Raw genomic sequence first — 16,389 nt, 5'->3', positions numbered from 1 at the left:
CCGATGTTAGAGACGTACCTCGGCCACGGCGACCGGGCGGCTGTCGCGGCGCGAGAGTTCGCAGGCTTCGGCGATGTAGAAGGCCTCCAGGGCGTCGGCGGGATGGCAGGGGGTGGGGATGTCGCCGGTCACGACGCCGAGGAAGGCGCGCAGTTCGGCGGTGTAGGCCTGGTGGAAGCGTTCCATGAAGTTGGGATAGGCGGGCGCGGTCGACGGCGGGAAACCGGGTTCGACCGAGCGCAGCGGGACGCGTTCGTCCAGGCCGACGACGGCGTTGCCGCGCGAGCCGAGGGCCTCCAGGCGCACGTCGTAGCCCGCGCCGTTGTAGCGCGAGAGCGAGACCGTCGCCAGGGTGCCGTCGTCGAGGGTGAGGAAGACGGCCGCGGTGTCGACATCACCTGCGGTACTGAAGAATTCGTCGCCCCGATTGCCGCCGGTGGCGTAGACCTGCACCACCTCGCGCCCGGTGACCCAGCGGATGATGTCGAAATCGTGCACCCCGCAGTCCCGGAACAGGCCGCCCGAGCGCGCGACGTACTCGGCGGGCGGCGGCGCCGGGTCGAGGGTGGTGGCGCGCAGGGTGTGCAGCCAGCCGAGTTCGCCGCTGGTGATGGCGGCGCGGGCGGCGCGGTACCCGGCGTCGAAGCGGCGCTGGAAGCCGATCTGCACCGGCACCGTCGAGTGCTCGAGGTGGGCGAGCACCGCGCGGGTGCCGCCGATGTCGGCGGCCACCGGCTTCTCGCAGAACACCGGAATTCCCAGATCGACCGCGCGGATGATCAATTCGGGGTGCGAATCGGTGGCGGTGGCGATGACGAGGCCGGAAAGCCCGGCGGTGAGCAGGGTTTCGACGTCCGGGGCGAACTCCACGCCGAGCTTGCTCGCGGTCGCCTGCGCGCGGGCGGCGTCGGCGTCGGCTACGACGACCGCACCGACGCCGGGCAGGGATTTCAGGGTTTCGGCGTGGGCGGCGCCGATGCGGCCGGTGCCGGCGAGGCCGATGCGGAGGTCGGTCGTGGTCATCGAATCTCCTTGGTTGCGTGCGCGGCTCAGGGGAGGGCGGCGGTGGTGGCGCGGACGACGAGGGACGGTTCGACCCGGCGGCGGACCGGAGTTGTGCGTCCGTCGCGCAGGCGTTCGGCGAGGGCCTCGAGCGCGAGCCGGCCCATCTGGATGCGCGGTTGATCGATGGTGGTGAGCGAGAGGTGGCGCAGCGCGGCGAGCGAGGTGTTGTCGTAGCCGACGATCGAGACGTCCTCGGGGACCCGCAGCCCGGCCTCCTCCAGCCCGGACATCGCGCCGACGGCGTTGAAGTCGTTGCCGCACACCAGTGCGGTGGGAAAGTCGCTGCCCGAGAACAGGTTTCGCAGCTGCTGCACGGCGGCCAGGCCGGCCGAGTCGGTGTGCTCGCTGGGCACGACCATCGGTTCCAGGCCGTGGCGGCGCATGGCGGCGACATAGCCGCGGCGGCGGGCGGCCGAGGCGAAGGCCGCGCCGCCGTCGAGGTGCACGATGCGCCGGTGGCCCAGCCCCACCAGGTGGTCCACCGCCAGTGCGGACCCGGCCTCGCCGTCGTCGTTGACGGTGTCGACCTCGGCGACGGTGGAGCCGCGCGAGACCAGCACCACCGGGCCCCGGTGTGCCGCCTGCCGGATGGCCGCGGCGGGCAGGACGGGGGAGAGCAGGACGATGCCGCCGGGGCGGAAGGCCAGCAGGCTCTCCACGGCGGTGCGCTCCCGGGCGGCGCTGCGGCGGCCGGTGTTGAGGATGAGTTCGAAGCCGAGTTCCTGTGCGGCGGCGTCCATGCCCTCGACGACGTCGGCGAAGAAGGCGTTGCGCAGGTCCGAGACGAGCACGCCGACGATATTGGAGGTCCGGCTGGCCAGCGAGCGCGCCATGATGTCGGGCTGGTAGCCGAGATCCTTGGCGGCCGCGAGCACGGCGCGGCGGCGGTGCTCGCTGACCTTGGGGGAGTTGCGCATGACCAGTGAGACCAGGGCGCGGGAGACTCCGGCCCGCGCGGCGACATCCTCCATGGTCGGTCGCGCCATCTCGCCTCCGGTCCCGCACGTCGCCCCGTGTGGCGCAGCGCCCCGGTGTCCGTGCCGCTCGCACGTTACAACGTCGGCTCACGGCAGGCAATAGAGCGCTCTAACCGACCCGCGGGTCCGTCGCGCTTGCCCTGACCGGCAACGTCTTCCGAGGTGAGCGGGACATTCCCGGCCGAGCGCACACCCCTTGACACGGTGTGGCCTGCGTTACATAGTTGGAGCGCTCCAATCCGCGAGCGCTCGTGCACAGGTCGGAGAGTCCTGATGGCCGAACCCACCCATCCGCCGCGTATCGCGGGCGCGCCGATCTCCTGGGGCGTCTGCGAGGTCCCCGGCTGGGGGCGGGTCCTCGACGCCCGCACCGTGCTCGCGGAGATGGCCGCGCTCGGCCTCACCGCCCTCGAACTCGGGCCGCCCGGCTATCTGCCGGCCGACCCGGCCGAGCTGCGCGCGCTGCTGGACGAATTCGGCCTGCGCGCCCTCGGCGGCTTCCTCGCCGTCCCCCTGCACCGGGAGCCCGAGCAGGCCCACGCCGCCGTCCGCCGCACCGCCGAACTGTTCGCCGCGACGGGGGCCGAGGTCCTGGTCCTGGCGGCCGCCACCGGCCTGGAAGGCTACGACAGTCGCCCGACGCTCACCGGCGCCGAATGGCAGACCCTGATCGAAACCGCCGCCGCGGCCCGCGATATCGCCGCCGAGCACGGTCTGCGCACCGTCGTGCACCCGCATGTCGGTACCCAGATCGAAGCCGAGGCGGAGGTGGAGCGCTTCCTGGCCGACTCGGATCTGGACCTGTGCCTGGACACCGGGCACATGCTGATCGGCGGGACCGACCCGCTGGGCCTGGTGCGCCGCCATCCCGGGCGGATCGGGCACATCCACCTCAAGGACGTGCGCGCGGACCTGGCCGGTGAAATCCGGCGCGGGACTCTCGAATACAGCCAAGCGGTGCGCCGGGGGCTGTATGTTCCGCTGGGTGAGGGCGATGTCGATATCGCGGCGCTGGTCCGCGGCCTGCGCGAAAGCGGTTACCGCGGTTGGTATGTCATCGAACAGGACACCGCCCTGGCAGCCACCGGTCCGGCCGATCAGCCGCGCCGGGACACCGAACACAGTCTGCGCCATCTCGCGGGTATCGCGGCGGCGCCGGGTGGAAATCTAGTTGGGAAGTGATGACAACGATGTCGATACAGCGCATACGACGGCTGGTGCCGTGGATCGCCGCGGCGACGATTCTGGCGGCCTGCAGCGGGCCCGGCTCCGACGAGCCCGCCAAGACCGAATCGCCGGGCGCCCAGGGCAAGCTGGAGTCGGTCGCCGTCGTCACCCACGGCAGCGCCGGCGACGCGTTCTGGAATGTCGTCAAGAACGGCGCGGAACAGGCGGGCAAGGATCTCGGCGTCCGCGTCGACTACAACTCCTCCGGCGACCCGGGCCAGCAGGCGAAGCTGATCGACAACGCGGTCGCCCAGGGGGTCGGCGGCCTGGTGGTCTCCATGGCCAACCCCGACGCGCTGCGCACCTCCATCGAAAAGGCGGTGGCGGCGGGGATTCCGGTGGTCACCATCAACTCTGGCGAGAGCGACAGCGCGAAGTTCGGCGCCATCACCCACGTCGGGCAGAGCGAGACCCTGGCCGGTACCAACGCGGGCAAGCGCCTGGCCGACGCCGGAAAGAAGAAGTTGCTCTGCGTGATCCACGAGGCGGGCAATATCGGCGCGAACCAGCGCTGCGACGGCGCCACCAAGGCGTTCGGCACCGGCAGCACGTTGCAGGTCGACATCAACAACCCGACCGACGCCCAGGCCCGGATCAAGGGCGCGGTGGAGGCCGACCGCTCCATCGACGCGGTGCTGACGCTCAATTCGCAGGTGGCCGCGCGCGCCGTCGACGCCGTCAAGGAGGCGAGCTCGGCCGCGACCGTGGCCACCTTCGACCTGAACGCCGATGTGGTGGAGGCGATCAAGGCGAACAAGCTGCTCTTCGCGGTGGACCAGCAGCAGTACGAGCAGGGGTATCTGCCGGTCGTGCTGCTGAAGCTCTACCAGACCAACCGCAACACCCTCGGCGGCGGCGCCCCGGTGCAGACCGGCCCTGCCTTCGTCGACAAGAACAACGTGGAAGCCGTCGCCGCGCTCGTGCAACGCGGCACCCGCTGATCCGAGAGAGGCGATGACATGACCGTTGCCACCCCGGCTTCGGATGACGAGTCCAGCGCGGTGGCAGCCGGTCCCACCCTGCTGCACCGGCTGCTGGTGCGCCCGGAGGTCGGCGCCGCGCTGGGCGCGCTGCTGGTGTTCGTGTTCTTCTCGATCATCACCGAGCGCTTCCTCAGCCCGATGGGCATCGCGAACTGGCTCGACGACGCCTCCACCCTCGGCATCATGGCGGTGGCGGTGGCGCTGTTGATGATCGGCGGCGAGTTCGACCTGTCAGCCGGTGTGATGACGGCCTCCACCGCCCTGGTCACGGCGTTGCTCGCGGTGCACGCGGGCTGGAATGTGTGGGCGGCGCTGCTGGTTTCGCTGCTGTTCGCGCTGGCGGTCGGCGCCTTCAACGGCTGGCTCGTGATGCGCACGGGCATGCCGAGTTTCATCGTCACCCTCGGCACCTTCCTGGCGTTGCAGGGCCTGAACCTCGGCGTCACCCGGCTGGTGACGGGAACCGTTCAGGTGGCGGGCATCCGGAGCGCTCCCGGATACGAGTCCGCGGGCTCGGTGTTCGCCTCGACGCTGAAGATCGGCGGCACCAGCGTGCAGGCGTCGGTGCTGTGGTGGATCGTGCTGACCGTGCTGGCGTCGTTCGTGCTGACCCGCAGCAAGTTCGGCAACTGGATCTTCGCCGTCGGCGGTTCGCTGCCCAGCGCCCGCGCGGTCGGCGTCCCCGCCGACCGCACGAAGATCATCCTGTTCATGACCACGGCCTTCGCGGGGTGGGTCGTCGGATCCTGCATGATTCTGCGGTTCTCCAGCGTGCAGGCCAATCAGGGCATCGGACTGGAACTGCACTACATCATCGCGGCCGTCGTCGGCGGCTGCCTGCTCACCGGCGGATTCGGCTCCGCGGTGGGCGCCGCGATCGGCGCGCTCATCTTCGGCATGGCCCGGCAGGGCATCGTGTTCGCGCGCTGGGACAGCGATTGGTTCATGCTGTTCCTCGGGGTGCTGCTGCTGGCCGCGGTGCTGGTGAACAATCGTTTTCAGAAGCGAGCCGAAAGGGTCAGACGGTGACAGCATCGCGCGGCGATTCGATGGGGGGTGGTGGTCGGGCGGCGGGCGGGCTGAGCGTGCCCCTGATCGAGACGGTCGGCATCGGCAAGAGTTACGGCGGAGTCGTTGCGCTGCACGATGTTTCGATGACGGTGCGGGCCGGCGAGGTGACCTGCGTGCTCGGTGACAACGGCGCGGGTAAATCGACGCTGATCAAGGTTCTCGCGGGTGTGCACCAGCACGACCGGGGCGAGTTGCGGCTCGACGGCGAGGCGACCCGGCTGGCCTCGCCGCGGACGGCGCTGGATCACGGCATCGCGACGGTCTACCAGGACCTCGCGGTGGTCCCGCTGATGAGCGTGTGGCGCAACTTCGTGCTCGGGTCGGAGCCGACCGTCGGCGTCGGCCCGTTCCAGATGCTCGACATCCGCAAGGGCCGCGAGATAGCCCGGAAAGGGCTGTCGGACATGGGGATCGAGATCCGCGACATGGAACAGCCGGTGGGCACGCTCTCCGGCGGGCAGCGGCAGTGCGTCGCCATCGCCCGGGCGGTGCACTACGGGGCGAAGGTGCTGATCCTGGACGAGCCGACGGCCGCGCTCGGAGTCAAGCAGGCCGGTGTCGTGCTGCGCTATGTCGTCCAGGCCCGCGACCGCGGCCTCGGCGTGGTGCTGATCACCCACAATCCGCACCACGCCTACCCCGTCGGCGACCATTTTCTGCTGCTGAAACGCGGTGCGGTGCTGGGCTCCTACGACAAGGCCGAGATCGATGTCGCCGATCTGACCCGCCAGATGGCGGGCGGCGCGGAACTCGACGCGCTCGAACACGAGCTGCGGCGGGTGGTGGACCAGCCGTGAGCGCGCTCGAGGTGCTGACCATCGGCCGGGTCGGGGTCGACCTGTATCCGCAGCAGAGCGGGGTGCCGCTGGCCGAGGTGGCGACGTTCTCGAAGTTCCTGGGCGGCACCGCGACCAACGTGGCGGTGGCCGCGGCCCGGCTCGGCCGCCGCAGCGCGGTGCTCACCAAGGTCGGCGCCGACGGCTTCGGCGACTATGTGCGGTCCGCGCTGGAGCGATTCGGCGTCACCGCTGAATACGTCGCCACCGCCCGGAATCTGCAGACGCCCGTGGTGTTCTGCTCGCTCGACCCGCCCGAGGATCCGCCGCTGGTGTTCTATCGCGCGCCCCTCGCGCCCGACCTGACCCTCGAATCCCGCGACGTCCCCTGGGACGTGGTGGACGATGTGCCGCTGCTCTGGGTGACCGGCACCGGCGTCAGCGCCGAGAACAGCCGCAGCACCCAGCGCGCAATCCTGCGCCGCCGCGCCCGGCGTGGTCACACCGTGCTGGACCTGGACTACCGGCCGATGTTCTGGCCCGACCCCGCCCTGGCGCGGCCGGAGATCGCCTGGATGCTGGATCACGTCACCGTGGTCGTGGGCAATCGCGCCGAAACCGAAGTGGCCGTGGGCACTTCCGATCCGGACACGGCCGCGGACCGGATCCTCGCCCGGGGGGTGCGGCTCGCGATCGTCAAGCAGGGCGCCGAGGGTGTGCTGATCGCCACCGAGGCCGGGCGGTGGACGGTGCCGCCGTGCCCGGTCGAAGTGGTGTGCGGGCTGGGCGCGGGTGACGGTTTCGGCGGCGCGCTGATCCACGGATTGCTCGCGGGCTGGGAGCCGGAACGCCTCGCCGTGTACGCGAACGCCGCCGGGGCGCTGGTCGCCGCCCGGCTGGCCTGCGCGGACGCGATGCCGACGCACGAGGAGATCGAAGCGCTGGCCGCGCGGTGAGCGCCCACAGTTCAGGAGGCGTGATGTATCTGACCGATGCCCGCTGGCGGGAACTGCTGCGCATCCGCGCCACCGACCCCGGCGCGGTCGAGCGGGCCTACGCGCGCCGCGTCCGGCGGCCGACCCTGATGCCGGACAAGCGCACCCTGTTCCTGGTGGCCGCCGACCACCCGGCCCGGGGCGCGCTCGGCGTCGGCGCGGACCGCACCGCCATGGCCGATCGCCGCACGCTGCTCGAGCGCCTGCTCATCGCGCTGTCCAACGACGAGGTCGACGGCGTGCTCGGGTCGCCGGACGTCGTCGAGGAATTGCTGCTGCTGGGCGCGTTGAACGGCAAGGTCGTCATCGGCTCGATGAACCGCGGCGGGCTGGCCGGGGCGGAGTGGGAGATCGACGACAGATTCACCGGCTACGACGCGGACTCCCTGGTGCGGTATCGCCTCGACGGCGGCAAAATGCTGCTGCGACTGGTGGATTCGGATCCGGGAACGGTGCCGACACTGCACGCGTGCGCGCAGGCGGTCTCCGAGCTCGCCGCCCACGGGCTGCTGGCGATGGTCGAACCGCTGCCGTACCACCGGGACGATTCCGGGGCGCTGGTGATGAGCAAGGACGCGCCCGCGCTGTCGCGCGCCATCACCGTCGCCTCCGGGCTCGGCGTCACCTCGGCCTACACCTGGCTGAAAATACCCGCGCCCGAGAACAATTCGGTGCTCGACGCGACGACGCTGCCGGTGGTCGTCCTCGGCGGCATCCCCTCCGGCGACCCGGCCGCCGACGTCGCGGCCTGGGGCGGGGCGCTGACCCACGAGGTGGTGCGCGGCCTCGTGGTCGGGCGCTCGCTGCTCTACCCGCCCGACGGTGATGTGGCCGCGGCCGTCGATGCCGCGGCGCGGGTGCTGAAGGCGGCGCGATGAGCGCCCGGAATCCGCTCGCACCCGCGAGGCCGCGCGCCCGGAAACGGCTGACCCGCGGTCATCCCGCCGATCGGTCGGGACGGCAAACGCGCGATCTGGAGGTACCGCGATGACGCTGCATCATTCCGCCGGGACGCTCGCCGACGGCGCCGATCCCGTGCTGCTCACCCCGGAACAGGCGCACTGGAACTTCACCGGGTTGCGGGTGCTGACCGTGCCCGCCGGGACCCGGCGTACGGTGCACACCGGCGAGTTCGAGGCGTTCGTCCTGCCGCTCGCCGGTTCCGGCGCGGTGCGGGTCGACGGTCAGAGCTTCGAACTGCGCGGCCGGGATTCGGTTTTCACCCGGGTCACCGACTTCGCCTACGTTCCGCGCGATGCCGAGGTCGAACTGTCCAGCCGCGACGGCTGGGAGGTGGCGCTGCCGATGGCGCGCTGCACCCGGCGGCTGACGCCGAAATACGGCCCGGCCGAGGATGTTCCGGTCGAGCTGCGCGGCGCGGGCCAGGCGACCCGGCAGGTCACCAACTTCGGGGTGCCCGGGGTGTGGGACCACGCCGACAAGCTCATCGCCTGTGAGCTGCTCACGCCGGCGGGCAACTGGTCCTCCTATCCGCCGCACAAGCACGACGAGGCCACCGGCTGTGAGGTGGTGAACGAGGAGATCTACTACTTCCGGATCGCCGATCGGGACGGAATCACCCCGTCCCGCAACGGCTTCGGGTTGCATCGCACCTACGCCGGCACCTTCGAGGAGAACGTCGCCGTCCGCGACGGTGACGTCTTCCTGATCCCGCGCGGTTATCACGGCCCGTGCGTCGCCGCGCCGGGCTATCCGATGTACTACCTGAACGTGCTCGCGGGCCCCGCCGAACAGCGCTCCATGGCGTTCTGCGACGACCCCGCGCACAGCTGGGTCCGCGAGAGCTGGACCACCGAACCCCGCGACCCCCGCTGCCCCGTGACCACCCACGAGGGCCGCCTGTAGAGGACGGTTCCGATGAAGTCGACCACCGCGCAAGCCCTCGTCTCCTGGTTGATCGCCCAGCGCTCGGAGACCCTCGACGGCGCCGAAGTCCCCCTGTTCCCGGCAGTTTTCGCGATCTTCGGGCACGGCAACGTGCTCGGTCTCGGCACCGCGCTGCAGGAGCGGCGCGCGGAATTGCCCACCTGGCGCGGGCACACCGAGCAGGGGATGGCGCTCGCGGCGGTCGGCTACGCCAAGGCCACGCAGCGCCGGCAGGTGGGTGTGGCCACCTCCTCGATCGGGCCCGGCGCGCTGAACATGATCACCGCCGCCGGAGTCGCGCACGCGAACCGGCTGCCGCTGCTGTTGCTGCCCGGCGACACCTTCACCAGCCGGGCGCCCGACCCGGTGCTGCAGCAGGTCGAGCACTTCCACGACGCCACCGCCACCGTGAACGACGCCTTCCGCGCGGTCAGCCGCTATTTCGATCGCCTCACCCGGCCCGAGCAACTGCTGGCCACCCTGCCGCAGGTGGCACGGGTACTCACCGATCCCGCCGACACGGGGCCGGTCACCCTGGCGCTGCCGCAGGACGTGCAGGCGGAGGTCTTCGACTTCCCCGACGCCCTGTTCGAGCCGGTGCTGCACCGGATCATCCGGCCGCGCCCCGACATCCGGGTGCTGGCCGAGGCGGCGGCGGCGATCCGCGCCGCCCGCCGCCCACTCCTCGTGCTCGGCGGCGGAGTCCGCTATTCGGGCGCGATTTCCCAGATCCTGGAATTCGCTGAGCGCCACGGCATTCCGGTCACCGAAACCACCGCGGGCCGGACCCTGGTCGCGCACGAGCACCCGCTGCACGCGGGCCCGCTGGGCATCACGGGATCGGCATCGGCGAACGCCCTTGCGGCCGAGGCGGATCTGGTGCTGGCCGTGGGAACGCGGCTGCAGGACTTCACCACGGCGTCCTGGACGGTCTTCGCCCCGGGGGTCCGGCTGGTCACGGTCAACACCGCCCGCTTCGACGCCGTCAAGCACGGCGCGCTGGCCGTGGTCGGCGACGCCCGCGCCACGATCGAAGACCTCGCGCGGCACGTGCAGCAGGACTGGCGGGTCGAGCCGGCGTGGACGCGGCGGGCCGCCGATCTGCGCGCGGCCTGGGACGCCCGGATCGACGAACTCCGTGCGCCGAGCGCCGGTGCGCCCAGCTACGCCCAGATCGTCGGCGTGGTCAACGAGCTGAGCGAATCCGGGGACTACGTCTTGACCGCTTCCGGCGGCCTGCCCGGCGAACTGGTCGGCGGCTGGCGGGCGCACGGGACCGTGCCGACGATGGACGTCGAGTACGGCTTCTCCTGCATGGGCTACGAGATCGCCGGGGCGTGGGGCGCCGCCATGGCCCACACCGGCGGCCTGGTCACCACGCTGCTCGGTGACGGCTCCTATCTGATGGCCAATTCCGAGTTGTTCTCCGCGGCGTTCGCGGGGCATCGGTTCGTCGCGGTCGTGTGCGATAACGACGGCTATGCGGTCATCGCGCGCCTGCAAGAAGGGCAGGGCGGAGTTTCGTTCAATAATTTCTACGCGGATTGCCGGAGCACACTCGCCGACCCGCCCCGGGTGAATTTCGCCGCGCATGCCCAGGCCCTGGGTTGCACGGTGTATACCGCCACTGACCTGGCAGAATTCCGCGCCGCGTACGCGCGCGCCCGGAAAGCCGCCGGGCCGGTGGTGGTGGTGGTCCGCACCCTGCCCGCAACCTGGACCGAGGCCGGGGCCTGGTGGGAAGTCGGTGTGCCGCAACACCTTTCCGGCCGGTCCGACTACGAGCCGGGCAAGGCTGCCCAGCTCCGCTACCTCGATCCGGCGGACTGAGATCTGCTCAGCTGCGCCATCGGCCTGCTCGGGCATAATTTCCGGATGGAAATGGCCGCTGAGCGGCGGAAATGCCCGGTTGGAGGTCGTCACCACAGCCTGGGACCAGGGTTGGTTACCTCACAGTCCACCCCTTCGGATGTGGCCGAATTCGTCGGATCATGGCATCGTTGATCACGAGACCAGGGCATTCCGTTTGCCAGAATCTGGCTCGTCTACAGAAAGTATGAAATGGCTCAGGGTGTAGTTAAGTGGTTCAACAGCGAGAAGGGCTTCGGCTTCATCGCGCAAGACGGCGGAGGCCCCGACGTCTTCGTGCATTACTCGGCTGTTAGCGGCTCGGGTTTCCGGTCCCTCGACGAGGGGCAGCGCGTGGAGTTCGAGATCGGCCAGGGCCAGAAGGGCCCGCAGGCGCAGGACGTCCGCGTTCTCTGATCTCGCGATCTAAGCTTCGGCAGCCCCCGCACCGGCAACGGTGCGGGGGCTGTCTCATGTTCGGGCCCCTCTAGGATGGGCAGCGTGGCGCACGGCACTGTGAAGTGGTTCGACACGAAGAAGGGTTTCGGGTTCATCGCCCAGGACGGCGATGGTCCGGATGTCTTCGTCGACTATCTGGAGCTCGACGGCTCCGGTTTCCGGCATCTCACTGAGGGGCAGCGCGTGGAGTTCGAGATCCGCACCGCCAAGGCCGGGCCGGAAGCCCTCGGCGTACGCCTCATCGACTGAGCACCGCGGCCCGGAAGAACTCCGTCGTCAGCTCCCGGACCCGCGCCGGGTCCGTCGGCGGGCGCTTCGGGAAAGCGGCTGCCGCGCCGTCGAATTCGGCCTCGATGAAGGCCGCGATCGGTGCGGGCACCGCACCGCTGCCCATCTCCCGGGTCCGTGCCTTGAGCTCGGTGAGCTCTCCGATCGAGGACACCAGGGCGGCGGGCAGTTCGCACTCGGCCAACAGGGTCGGCAGGTGCATCGGCGCCACGGCCGCCGCCGGATGCTCGCGCAACCAGCGCAGCGCCAGGGCGGGCCGCAGCGAATAGAACACCTTCTTCAGCGACCGGTTGCTCTCGAAGAGCGCCCACTGCTTGCTGCCCAGGTGCAGATAGTGCCGCGCCACGCGGTCACGGTCGGCGACCTGTGCGGCCAGGGTGCGCAACTCGTCGCGGAAGCCGGCGTCGCCGCGATAGACGATCGGTGACATGAGCCACTCGATCAGGACGGCGTTGCCCGCCACCAGCAGCCGCAGCGCCTTGGCGAGATCCCAGCCGTTCACGTCGAGCAGGCCGACCAGCGGCGTCTCGATGACATCGCGGGCGGGCCACGGCGTCAGGTAGGTGTCGAGCGCGCCGACGTAGACGAACCGGCAGTCGTAGTCCGAATCGGGGGAGGGGAAGCCCCAGGCGCGGCTGCCGCTCTCCACCGCGAGCCGCACGGTGACGCGGTGCTCGCGCTGCACCCGATCCAGCTCGGCGTCGATCTGCCCGACGACGGTCGGGTCCATCGCGGCGGGAATCGTGCGCAGGGTCATGGACGCCGATGCTAGTGAGGGCGGTGTTCGATCGGCCACATCTTTTCGGTCCTCCGGCGCGGGCCCGGACGGTGGCCGGTGGCGGGTGCCCGGTGTGCGATCGGTTTGTTCCCCGACCACGTCACCCGTTGCCTGTTCCGGTCTATATGTCCGAATTCAGCGAGGGTTCGAAGTAGTGGCATCCGATGCTGCCGGAAGTTTGCGGATGCACCCCTCGTGAACGATTACGTGCGTATCACGGGTGCATCTCCCGGAGTTTTCGGCAATGCGTTCCGGGGAGCCACAACGGCCGGTAATCAGCCTGCCGATTGCCTATTCAACACTGCCGACCTACATTTCTTAAGGCGCTGCCAGAGTTCTCACAGGGATAGCCAACAGGATTCGAGTTGGTCGACCGACCAGCCCGCATTCACAGCGTTCTCCCAGGTAGCGCCCCTGATTTTGGGGGCATTGCGCCGATTTTCCAGTGACGGGAGCCACGTGAAAGCGCAAAATGTGTCCTGCGTCACTATTGTTCGCAATTCCGTAACCGCATTCGATCCGGCCCCGATGTGCCATGTGCAAGCCAGTTCACTGGAAATACTTCGACCGAAGAGGTTCTCAAATGATCCCCGTTATCATCGACACCGGTTCCGCTGCCCTCAACGGCCTGTTCAGCACCTTCGGCGCTGCCTTCCGCGGCATTGTCGACACCCTGTGGACCGGCTCCTTCGGCGGCTGAGTCGAAATTCCGATCGAATAATACGATCGGACCCGCGCCGCCCGATCGGCGCGAAATGTGGGAAGGCCTCTCGCCCCTGTGGCGCGGGGCCTTCCGCCGTCTCCGGGCCCGCCCGCGGAGTGTCACACTGACGGCGGCCGCCTACCGGGGGGTAAGGGTGGCCGGAATCGATCCCACTAAGCTAGGCGGCGGTAAATGCCGACCACCATTCCCCAGGAGTACTCCATCGTGAGCCAAGCAGGCCGTCCCGTTGTCCTGATCGCCGACAAGCTCGCCCAGTCGACCGTCGACGCGCTCGGTGATGGAGTCGAGGTTCGTTGGGTCGACGGCCCGAACCGTCCCGAACTACTCGCCGCGGTCCCGGAGGCCGACGCGCTGCTCGTGCGCTCCGCGACCACCGTCGACGCCGAGGTGCTCGAAGCCGGCAAGAACCTGAAGATCGTCGCCCGCGCCGGCGTCGGCCTGGACAACGTCGACGTGCCCGCGGCCACCGAGCGCGGCGTCATGGTCGTGAACGCCCCGACCTCCAACATCCACACCGCCGCCGAGCACGCCGTCACGCTGCTGCTCGCCGCCGCCCGCCAGATCCCCGCCGCCGACGCCACCCTGCGCGAGCACACCTGGCAGCGCAGCAAGTTCAACGGTGTCGAGATCTTCGGCAAGACCGTCGGCGTCATCGGCCTGGGCCGCATCGGCCAGCTCTTCGCCCAGCGCCTGGCCGCCTTCGAGACCAAGCTCATCGCCTACGACCCCTACACCTCCCCGGCCCGTGCCGCCCAGCTCGGCATCGAGCTGGTGACCTTGGACGAGGTGCTCGAGCGCGCCGACTTCATCTCGATCCACCTGCCCAAGACGCCCGAGACCAAGGGCATGATCAACGCCGAGACGATCGCCAAGACCAAGAAGGGCGTCATCATCGTCAACGCGGCGCGCGGCGGTCTGATCGACGAGCAGGCGCTCGCCGACGCGATCACCTCCGGTCACGTGCGCGCCGCCGGCATCGACGTGTTCGAGACCGAGCCCAGCACCGACAGCCCGCTGTTCGAGCTGCCGCAGGTCGTGGTGACCCCGCACCTGGGCGCCTCCACCGCCGAGGCCCAGGACCGCGCCGGCACCGATGTCGCCAAGTCCGTGCAGCTGGCCCTGGCCGGCGAGTTCGTCCCGGGTGCGGTCAACGTCACCGGCGGGTCGGTCACCGACGAGGTCGCCCCGTGGCTGGAACTGGTCCGCAAGCAGGGCGCGCTGCTCGGCGCGCTGGCCTCGGAGCTGCCGGTCAGCCTGGAGGTGCAGGTGCGCGGCGAGCTGTCGGCCAGCGAGGTCGCGGTGCTGGAGCTCTCGGCGCTGCGCGGGGTCTTCTCCGCGCTCATCGAGGACGCGGTCACCTTCGTCAACGCGCCGTCGCTGGCCAAGGATCGCGGCCTCGAGGCCACGGTCACCACGCACACCGAGAGCCCGACCCACCGCAGCCTGGTCGACCTGCGCGCCGTGTTCGGCGACGGCCGCACCCTGAACGTGGCCGGCGCGCTGACCGAGCCGCACCAGGTGCAGAAGATCGTCAACATCAACGGCCGCAACTACGACATGCGGGCCGAGGGCCTGAACCTGGCCGTGCTCAACTACGAGGACAAGCCGGGCGCGCTGGGCAAGATCGGCACCAAGCTCGGCGAGGCCGGCATCGACATCCTGGCCGCGCAGCTGAGCCAGGACGTGGACCAGGACGGCGCCACCGTGGTGCTGCGCGTCAACCAGGACGTGGCGGCCGAGGTGCAGGCCGCGATCGCCGAGGCCGTGGGCGCGGCCAAGGTCGTGCTGGTCGACCTGGCCTGATCGCTTTGTCGCCGCGCCCCTTCCGCTGCCTGCGGAAAGGGCGCGGTGCTGTTCAGGGCCGGTTGCGCTCTCTGGCCTCGACCGCGTCCTTCGCCTCCACCAGGCTCGCCCACGGGTGCAGATCGCGATACGCCTTGATGGCCTGGATCTTCTTGCCGCGCGCCAGCAGGGCGTCGATCTCGCCGAAGTCGACGGCCAGGCTCGGGTCGTCGATGCCGAGGTGCTGGATGATCAGGTCGAGTTTCTGTTCGAGGCGGTTGAGTTTGAGCTCGAGGCGATCGTTGACGAACATGGCCCCGAACATACGGGTGCGCGGTCCGTCCCACTGTGTGAGAGCGATTCGCCCTGGTGGCGGGGGTGATCCGGACACCGGATAGGGTGGCTGCCGGACTCTTCGCAGGGCTACATCCGAACGGAGCTTGCTTACATGAAACTCGCTGTCATCCCCGGCGACGGTATCGGTCCCGAGGTCATCGCCGAGGCGCTCAAGGTGCTCGACGTGGTGCTGCCCGGCGTCGAGAAGACCGAATACGACCTGGGCGCCAAGCGGTTCCATGCCACCGGCGAGATCCTTCCGGACAACGTGCTCCCGGAGCTCAAGGAACACGACGCCATCCTGCTCGGCGCGATCGGCGATCCCTCGGTGCCCAGCGGCGTGCTGGAGCGGGGGCTGCTGCTGCGCACCCGTTTCGCGCTGGACCACCACGTGAATCTGCGCCCGTCCAAGCTGTTCACAGGGGTCACCAGCCCGCTGGCCGGCAACCCCGAGATCGATTTCGTCGTCGTCCGCGAAGGCACCGAGGGGCCCTACACCGGCACCGGCGGCGCGATTCGCGTCGACACCCCGCACGAAGTCGCCACCGAGGTCAGCACCAACACTCGCTTCGGCATCGAGCGGGTCGTGCGCTATGCCTTCGAGACCGCGCGGTCCCGGCGCAAGCACCTCACCCTGGTGCACAAGAACAACGTGCTCACCTTCGCGGGGTCGCTGTGGCAGCGCACCGTCGACGAGGTCGCCGCCGAATACCCGGATGTGACAACGGCTTACCAGCACATCGACGCCGCCACCATCCACATGGTCAACGACCCGGGCCGGTTCGACGTCATCGTCACCGACAACCTGTTCGGCGACATCATCACCGATCTCGCCGCCGCCGTCTCCGGCGGCATCGGCCTGGCCGCCTCCGGCAATATCGACGCCTCGGGCGCCAACCCGTCGATGTTCGAGCCCGTGCACGGCAGCGCCCCGGACATCGCGGGCCAGTCCAAGGCCGATCCGACCGCCGCCATCCTGTCGGTCTCGCTGCTGCTGAACCACCTCGGTCACACCGAGGCGGCGGCGCGGATCGAGGCGGCCGTGGCCAAGGATCTCGCCTCCCGCTCGGGAGCGTCCTCCACCGTCGAGATCGGCGACCGGATCGCCGCCGCCGTCTGAGTGTTCGACCCACCGTGAATCCCCGGCCGGTTCGGCCGGGGATTCACGTTTTTGTGGCGACTCCTGTGCGCGA

Annotated in this window: 16 protein-coding genes; 12 read left to right on the top strand and 4 right to left on the bottom strand. The window is 69.8% G+C overall.

Translation table 11 applies throughout. From position 1 onward, the window contains the following. Nucleotides 1–6 precede the first annotated feature (6 nt). Both AB0I43_RS34055 and AB0I43_RS34050 read right to left on the bottom strand, forming a co-directional pair. Nucleotides 7–1,023 carry a Gfo/Idh/MocA family oxidoreductase gene (locus AB0I43_RS34055; protein ID WP_356977720.1) on the bottom strand — a complete coding sequence of 339 codons (1,017 nt, stop codon included), beginning with the start codon at nucleotides 1,021–1,023 and terminating at the stop codon, nucleotides 7–9. 26 nt (nucleotides 1,024–1,049) lie between these two features. Then, complete coding sequence (locus AB0I43_RS34050; protein ID WP_356977718.1) at nucleotides 1,050–2,051, bottom strand: LacI family DNA-binding transcriptional regulator; 1,002 nt, start codon at nucleotides 2,049–2,051, stop codon at nucleotides 1,050–1,052. A gap of 264 nt (nucleotides 2,052–2,315) precedes the next feature. Between AB0I43_RS34050 and AB0I43_RS34045 the strand changes: the two genes are divergently transcribed. The 10 genes from AB0I43_RS34045 (at nucleotide 2,316) to AB0I43_RS34000 (ending at nucleotide 11,537) form a co-directional block, all read left to right on the top strand. Further along, nucleotides 2,316–3,224, top strand: coding sequence for a TIM barrel protein (locus AB0I43_RS34045; protein WP_356977716.1), 909 nt, complete (start codon nucleotides 2,316–2,318; stop codon nucleotides 3,222–3,224). 8 nt (nucleotides 3,225–3,232) lie between these two features. Continuing rightward, nucleotides 3,233–4,210, top strand: coding sequence for a sugar ABC transporter substrate-binding protein (locus AB0I43_RS34040; RefSeq protein ID WP_356977714.1), 978 nt, complete (start codon nucleotides 3,233–3,235; stop codon nucleotides 4,208–4,210). Between the two features lie 18 nt (nucleotides 4,211–4,228). Then, entirely contained in the window at nucleotides 4,229–5,281 is a 1,053-nt protein-coding gene (locus AB0I43_RS34035) for an ABC transporter permease (protein ID WP_356977713.1), read from the top strand. Nucleotides 5,282–5,301: 20 nt separating this feature from the next. Further along, nucleotides 5,302–6,120 carry an ATP-binding cassette domain-containing protein gene (locus AB0I43_RS34030; protein ID WP_356977957.1) on the top strand — a complete coding sequence of 273 codons (819 nt, stop codon included), beginning with the start codon at nucleotides 5,302–5,304 and terminating at the stop codon, nucleotides 6,118–6,120. Continuing rightward, the gene (gene iolC / locus AB0I43_RS34025; RefSeq protein WP_356977711.1) at nucleotides 6,117–7,055 is read left to right on the top strand and encodes a 5-dehydro-2-deoxygluconokinase; all 939 of its coding nucleotides are present in this window, start codon (nucleotides 6,117–6,119) and stop codon (nucleotides 7,053–7,055) included. The genes AB0I43_RS34030 and iolC overlap by 4 nt, the downstream gene beginning before the upstream one ends. Before the next feature lie 23 nt (nucleotides 7,056–7,078). Further along, nucleotides 7,079–7,972 (top strand): aldolase, encoded by an 894-nt coding sequence (locus tag AB0I43_RS34020; protein ID WP_356977709.1) that lies wholly within the window; start codon nucleotides 7,079–7,081, stop codon nucleotides 7,970–7,972. 109 nt (nucleotides 7,973–8,081) lie between these two features. Next, a complete protein-coding gene (gene iolB / locus AB0I43_RS34015) occupies nucleotides 8,082–8,960 on the top strand; it encodes a 5-deoxy-glucuronate isomerase (protein ID WP_356977707.1) in 879 nt (292 codons plus the stop codon). Between the two features lie 12 nt (nucleotides 8,961–8,972). Then, entirely contained in the window at nucleotides 8,973–10,811 is a 1,839-nt protein-coding gene (iolD, locus tag AB0I43_RS34010; protein WP_356977705.1) for a 3D-(3,5/4)-trihydroxycyclohexane-1,2-dione acylhydrolase (decyclizing), read from the top strand. Nucleotides 10,812–11,042: 231 nt separating this feature from the next. Next, nucleotides 11,043–11,246, top strand: coding sequence for a cold-shock protein (locus AB0I43_RS34005; RefSeq protein WP_040708909.1), 204 nt, complete (start codon nucleotides 11,043–11,045; stop codon nucleotides 11,244–11,246). 84 nt (nucleotides 11,247–11,330) lie between these two features. Next, nucleotides 11,331–11,537: a cold-shock protein gene (locus AB0I43_RS34000; protein ID WP_356977703.1), complete on the top strand. Its 207-nt coding sequence runs from the start codon at nucleotides 11,331–11,333 to the stop codon at nucleotides 11,535–11,537. Here AB0I43_RS34000 and AB0I43_RS33995 read toward each other — a convergent pair. Continuing rightward, complete coding sequence (locus AB0I43_RS33995; protein ID WP_356977701.1) at nucleotides 11,527–12,333, bottom strand: nucleotidyltransferase domain-containing protein; 807 nt, start codon at nucleotides 12,331–12,333, stop codon at nucleotides 11,527–11,529. The two genes, AB0I43_RS34000 and AB0I43_RS33995, sit on opposite strands and share 11 nt — an antisense overlap. A 949-nt stretch (nucleotides 12,334–13,282) precedes the next feature. On the opposite strand from AB0I43_RS33995, the gene serA reads away from it, so the two are divergent. Continuing rightward, complete coding sequence (serA, locus tag AB0I43_RS33990) at nucleotides 13,283–14,881, top strand: phosphoglycerate dehydrogenase (RefSeq protein WP_356977955.1); 1,599 nt, start codon at nucleotides 13,283–13,285, stop codon at nucleotides 14,879–14,881. Between the two features lie 52 nt (nucleotides 14,882–14,933). On the opposite strand, the gene AB0I43_RS33985 is transcribed toward serA, so the two are convergent. Then, entirely contained in the window at nucleotides 14,934–15,173 is a 240-nt protein-coding gene (locus AB0I43_RS33985) for a hypothetical protein (protein ID WP_356977699.1), read from the bottom strand. A 135-nt stretch (nucleotides 15,174–15,308) separates the two neighbouring features. Here AB0I43_RS33985 and AB0I43_RS33980 point away from each other — a divergent pair, with 135 nt between their 5' ends. Beyond that, nucleotides 15,309–16,316, top strand: coding sequence for a 3-isopropylmalate dehydrogenase (locus tag AB0I43_RS33980; RefSeq protein ID WP_356977697.1), 1,008 nt, complete (start codon nucleotides 15,309–15,311; stop codon nucleotides 16,314–16,316). Nucleotides 16,317–16,389 lie beyond the last annotated feature (73 nt).

The organism is Nocardia sp. NPDC050435 (assembly GCF_040655395.1).
GTDB lineage: Bacteria > Actinomycetota > Actinomycetes > Mycobacteriales > Mycobacteriaceae > Nocardia.
Note: the sequence above shows the minus strand (reverse complement) of the source record. Positions and strands in the feature narration are given on the sequence as shown.

Coding starts and splice junctions, on each gene's coding strand:
- AB0I43_RS34055 (WP_356977720.1), bottom strand. CDS start 1,023: ATGACCACGACCGACCTCCGCATCGGCCTCGCCGGCACCGGCCGCATC.
- AB0I43_RS34050 (WP_356977718.1), bottom strand. CDS start 2,051: ATGGCGCGACCGACCATGGAGGATGTCGCCGCGCGGGCCGGAGTCTCC.
- AB0I43_RS34045 (WP_356977716.1), top strand. CDS start 2,316: ATGGCCGAACCCACCCATCCGCCGCGTATCGCGGGCGCGCCGATCTCC.
- AB0I43_RS34040 (WP_356977714.1), top strand. CDS start 3,233: ATGTCGATACAGCGCATACGACGGCTGGTGCCGTGGATCGCCGCGGCG.
- AB0I43_RS34035 (WP_356977713.1), top strand. CDS start 4,229: ATGACCGTTGCCACCCCGGCTTCGGATGACGAGTCCAGCGCGGTGGCA.
- AB0I43_RS34030 (WP_356977957.1), top strand. CDS start 5,302: ATGGGGGGTGGTGGTCGGGCGGCGGGCGGGCTGAGCGTGCCCCTGATC.
- AB0I43_RS34020 (WP_356977709.1), top strand. CDS start 7,079: ATGTATCTGACCGATGCCCGCTGGCGGGAACTGCTGCGCATCCGCGCC.
- iolB (WP_356977707.1), top strand. CDS start 8,082: ATGACGCTGCATCATTCCGCCGGGACGCTCGCCGACGGCGCCGATCCC.
- iolD (WP_356977705.1), top strand. CDS start 8,973: ATGAAGTCGACCACCGCGCAAGCCCTCGTCTCCTGGTTGATCGCCCAG.
- AB0I43_RS34005 (WP_040708909.1), top strand. CDS start 11,043: ATGGCTCAGGGTGTAGTTAAGTGGTTCAACAGCGAGAAGGGCTTCGGC.
- AB0I43_RS33995 (WP_356977701.1), bottom strand. CDS start 12,333: ATGACCCTGCGCACGATTCCCGCCGCGATGGACCCGACCGTCGTCGGG.
- AB0I43_RS33985 (WP_356977699.1), bottom strand. CDS start 15,173: ATGTTCGTCAACGATCGCCTCGAGCTCAAACTCAACCGCCTCGAACAG.
- AB0I43_RS33980 (WP_356977697.1), top strand. CDS start 15,309: ATGAAACTCGCTGTCATCCCCGGCGACGGTATCGGTCCCGAGGTCATC.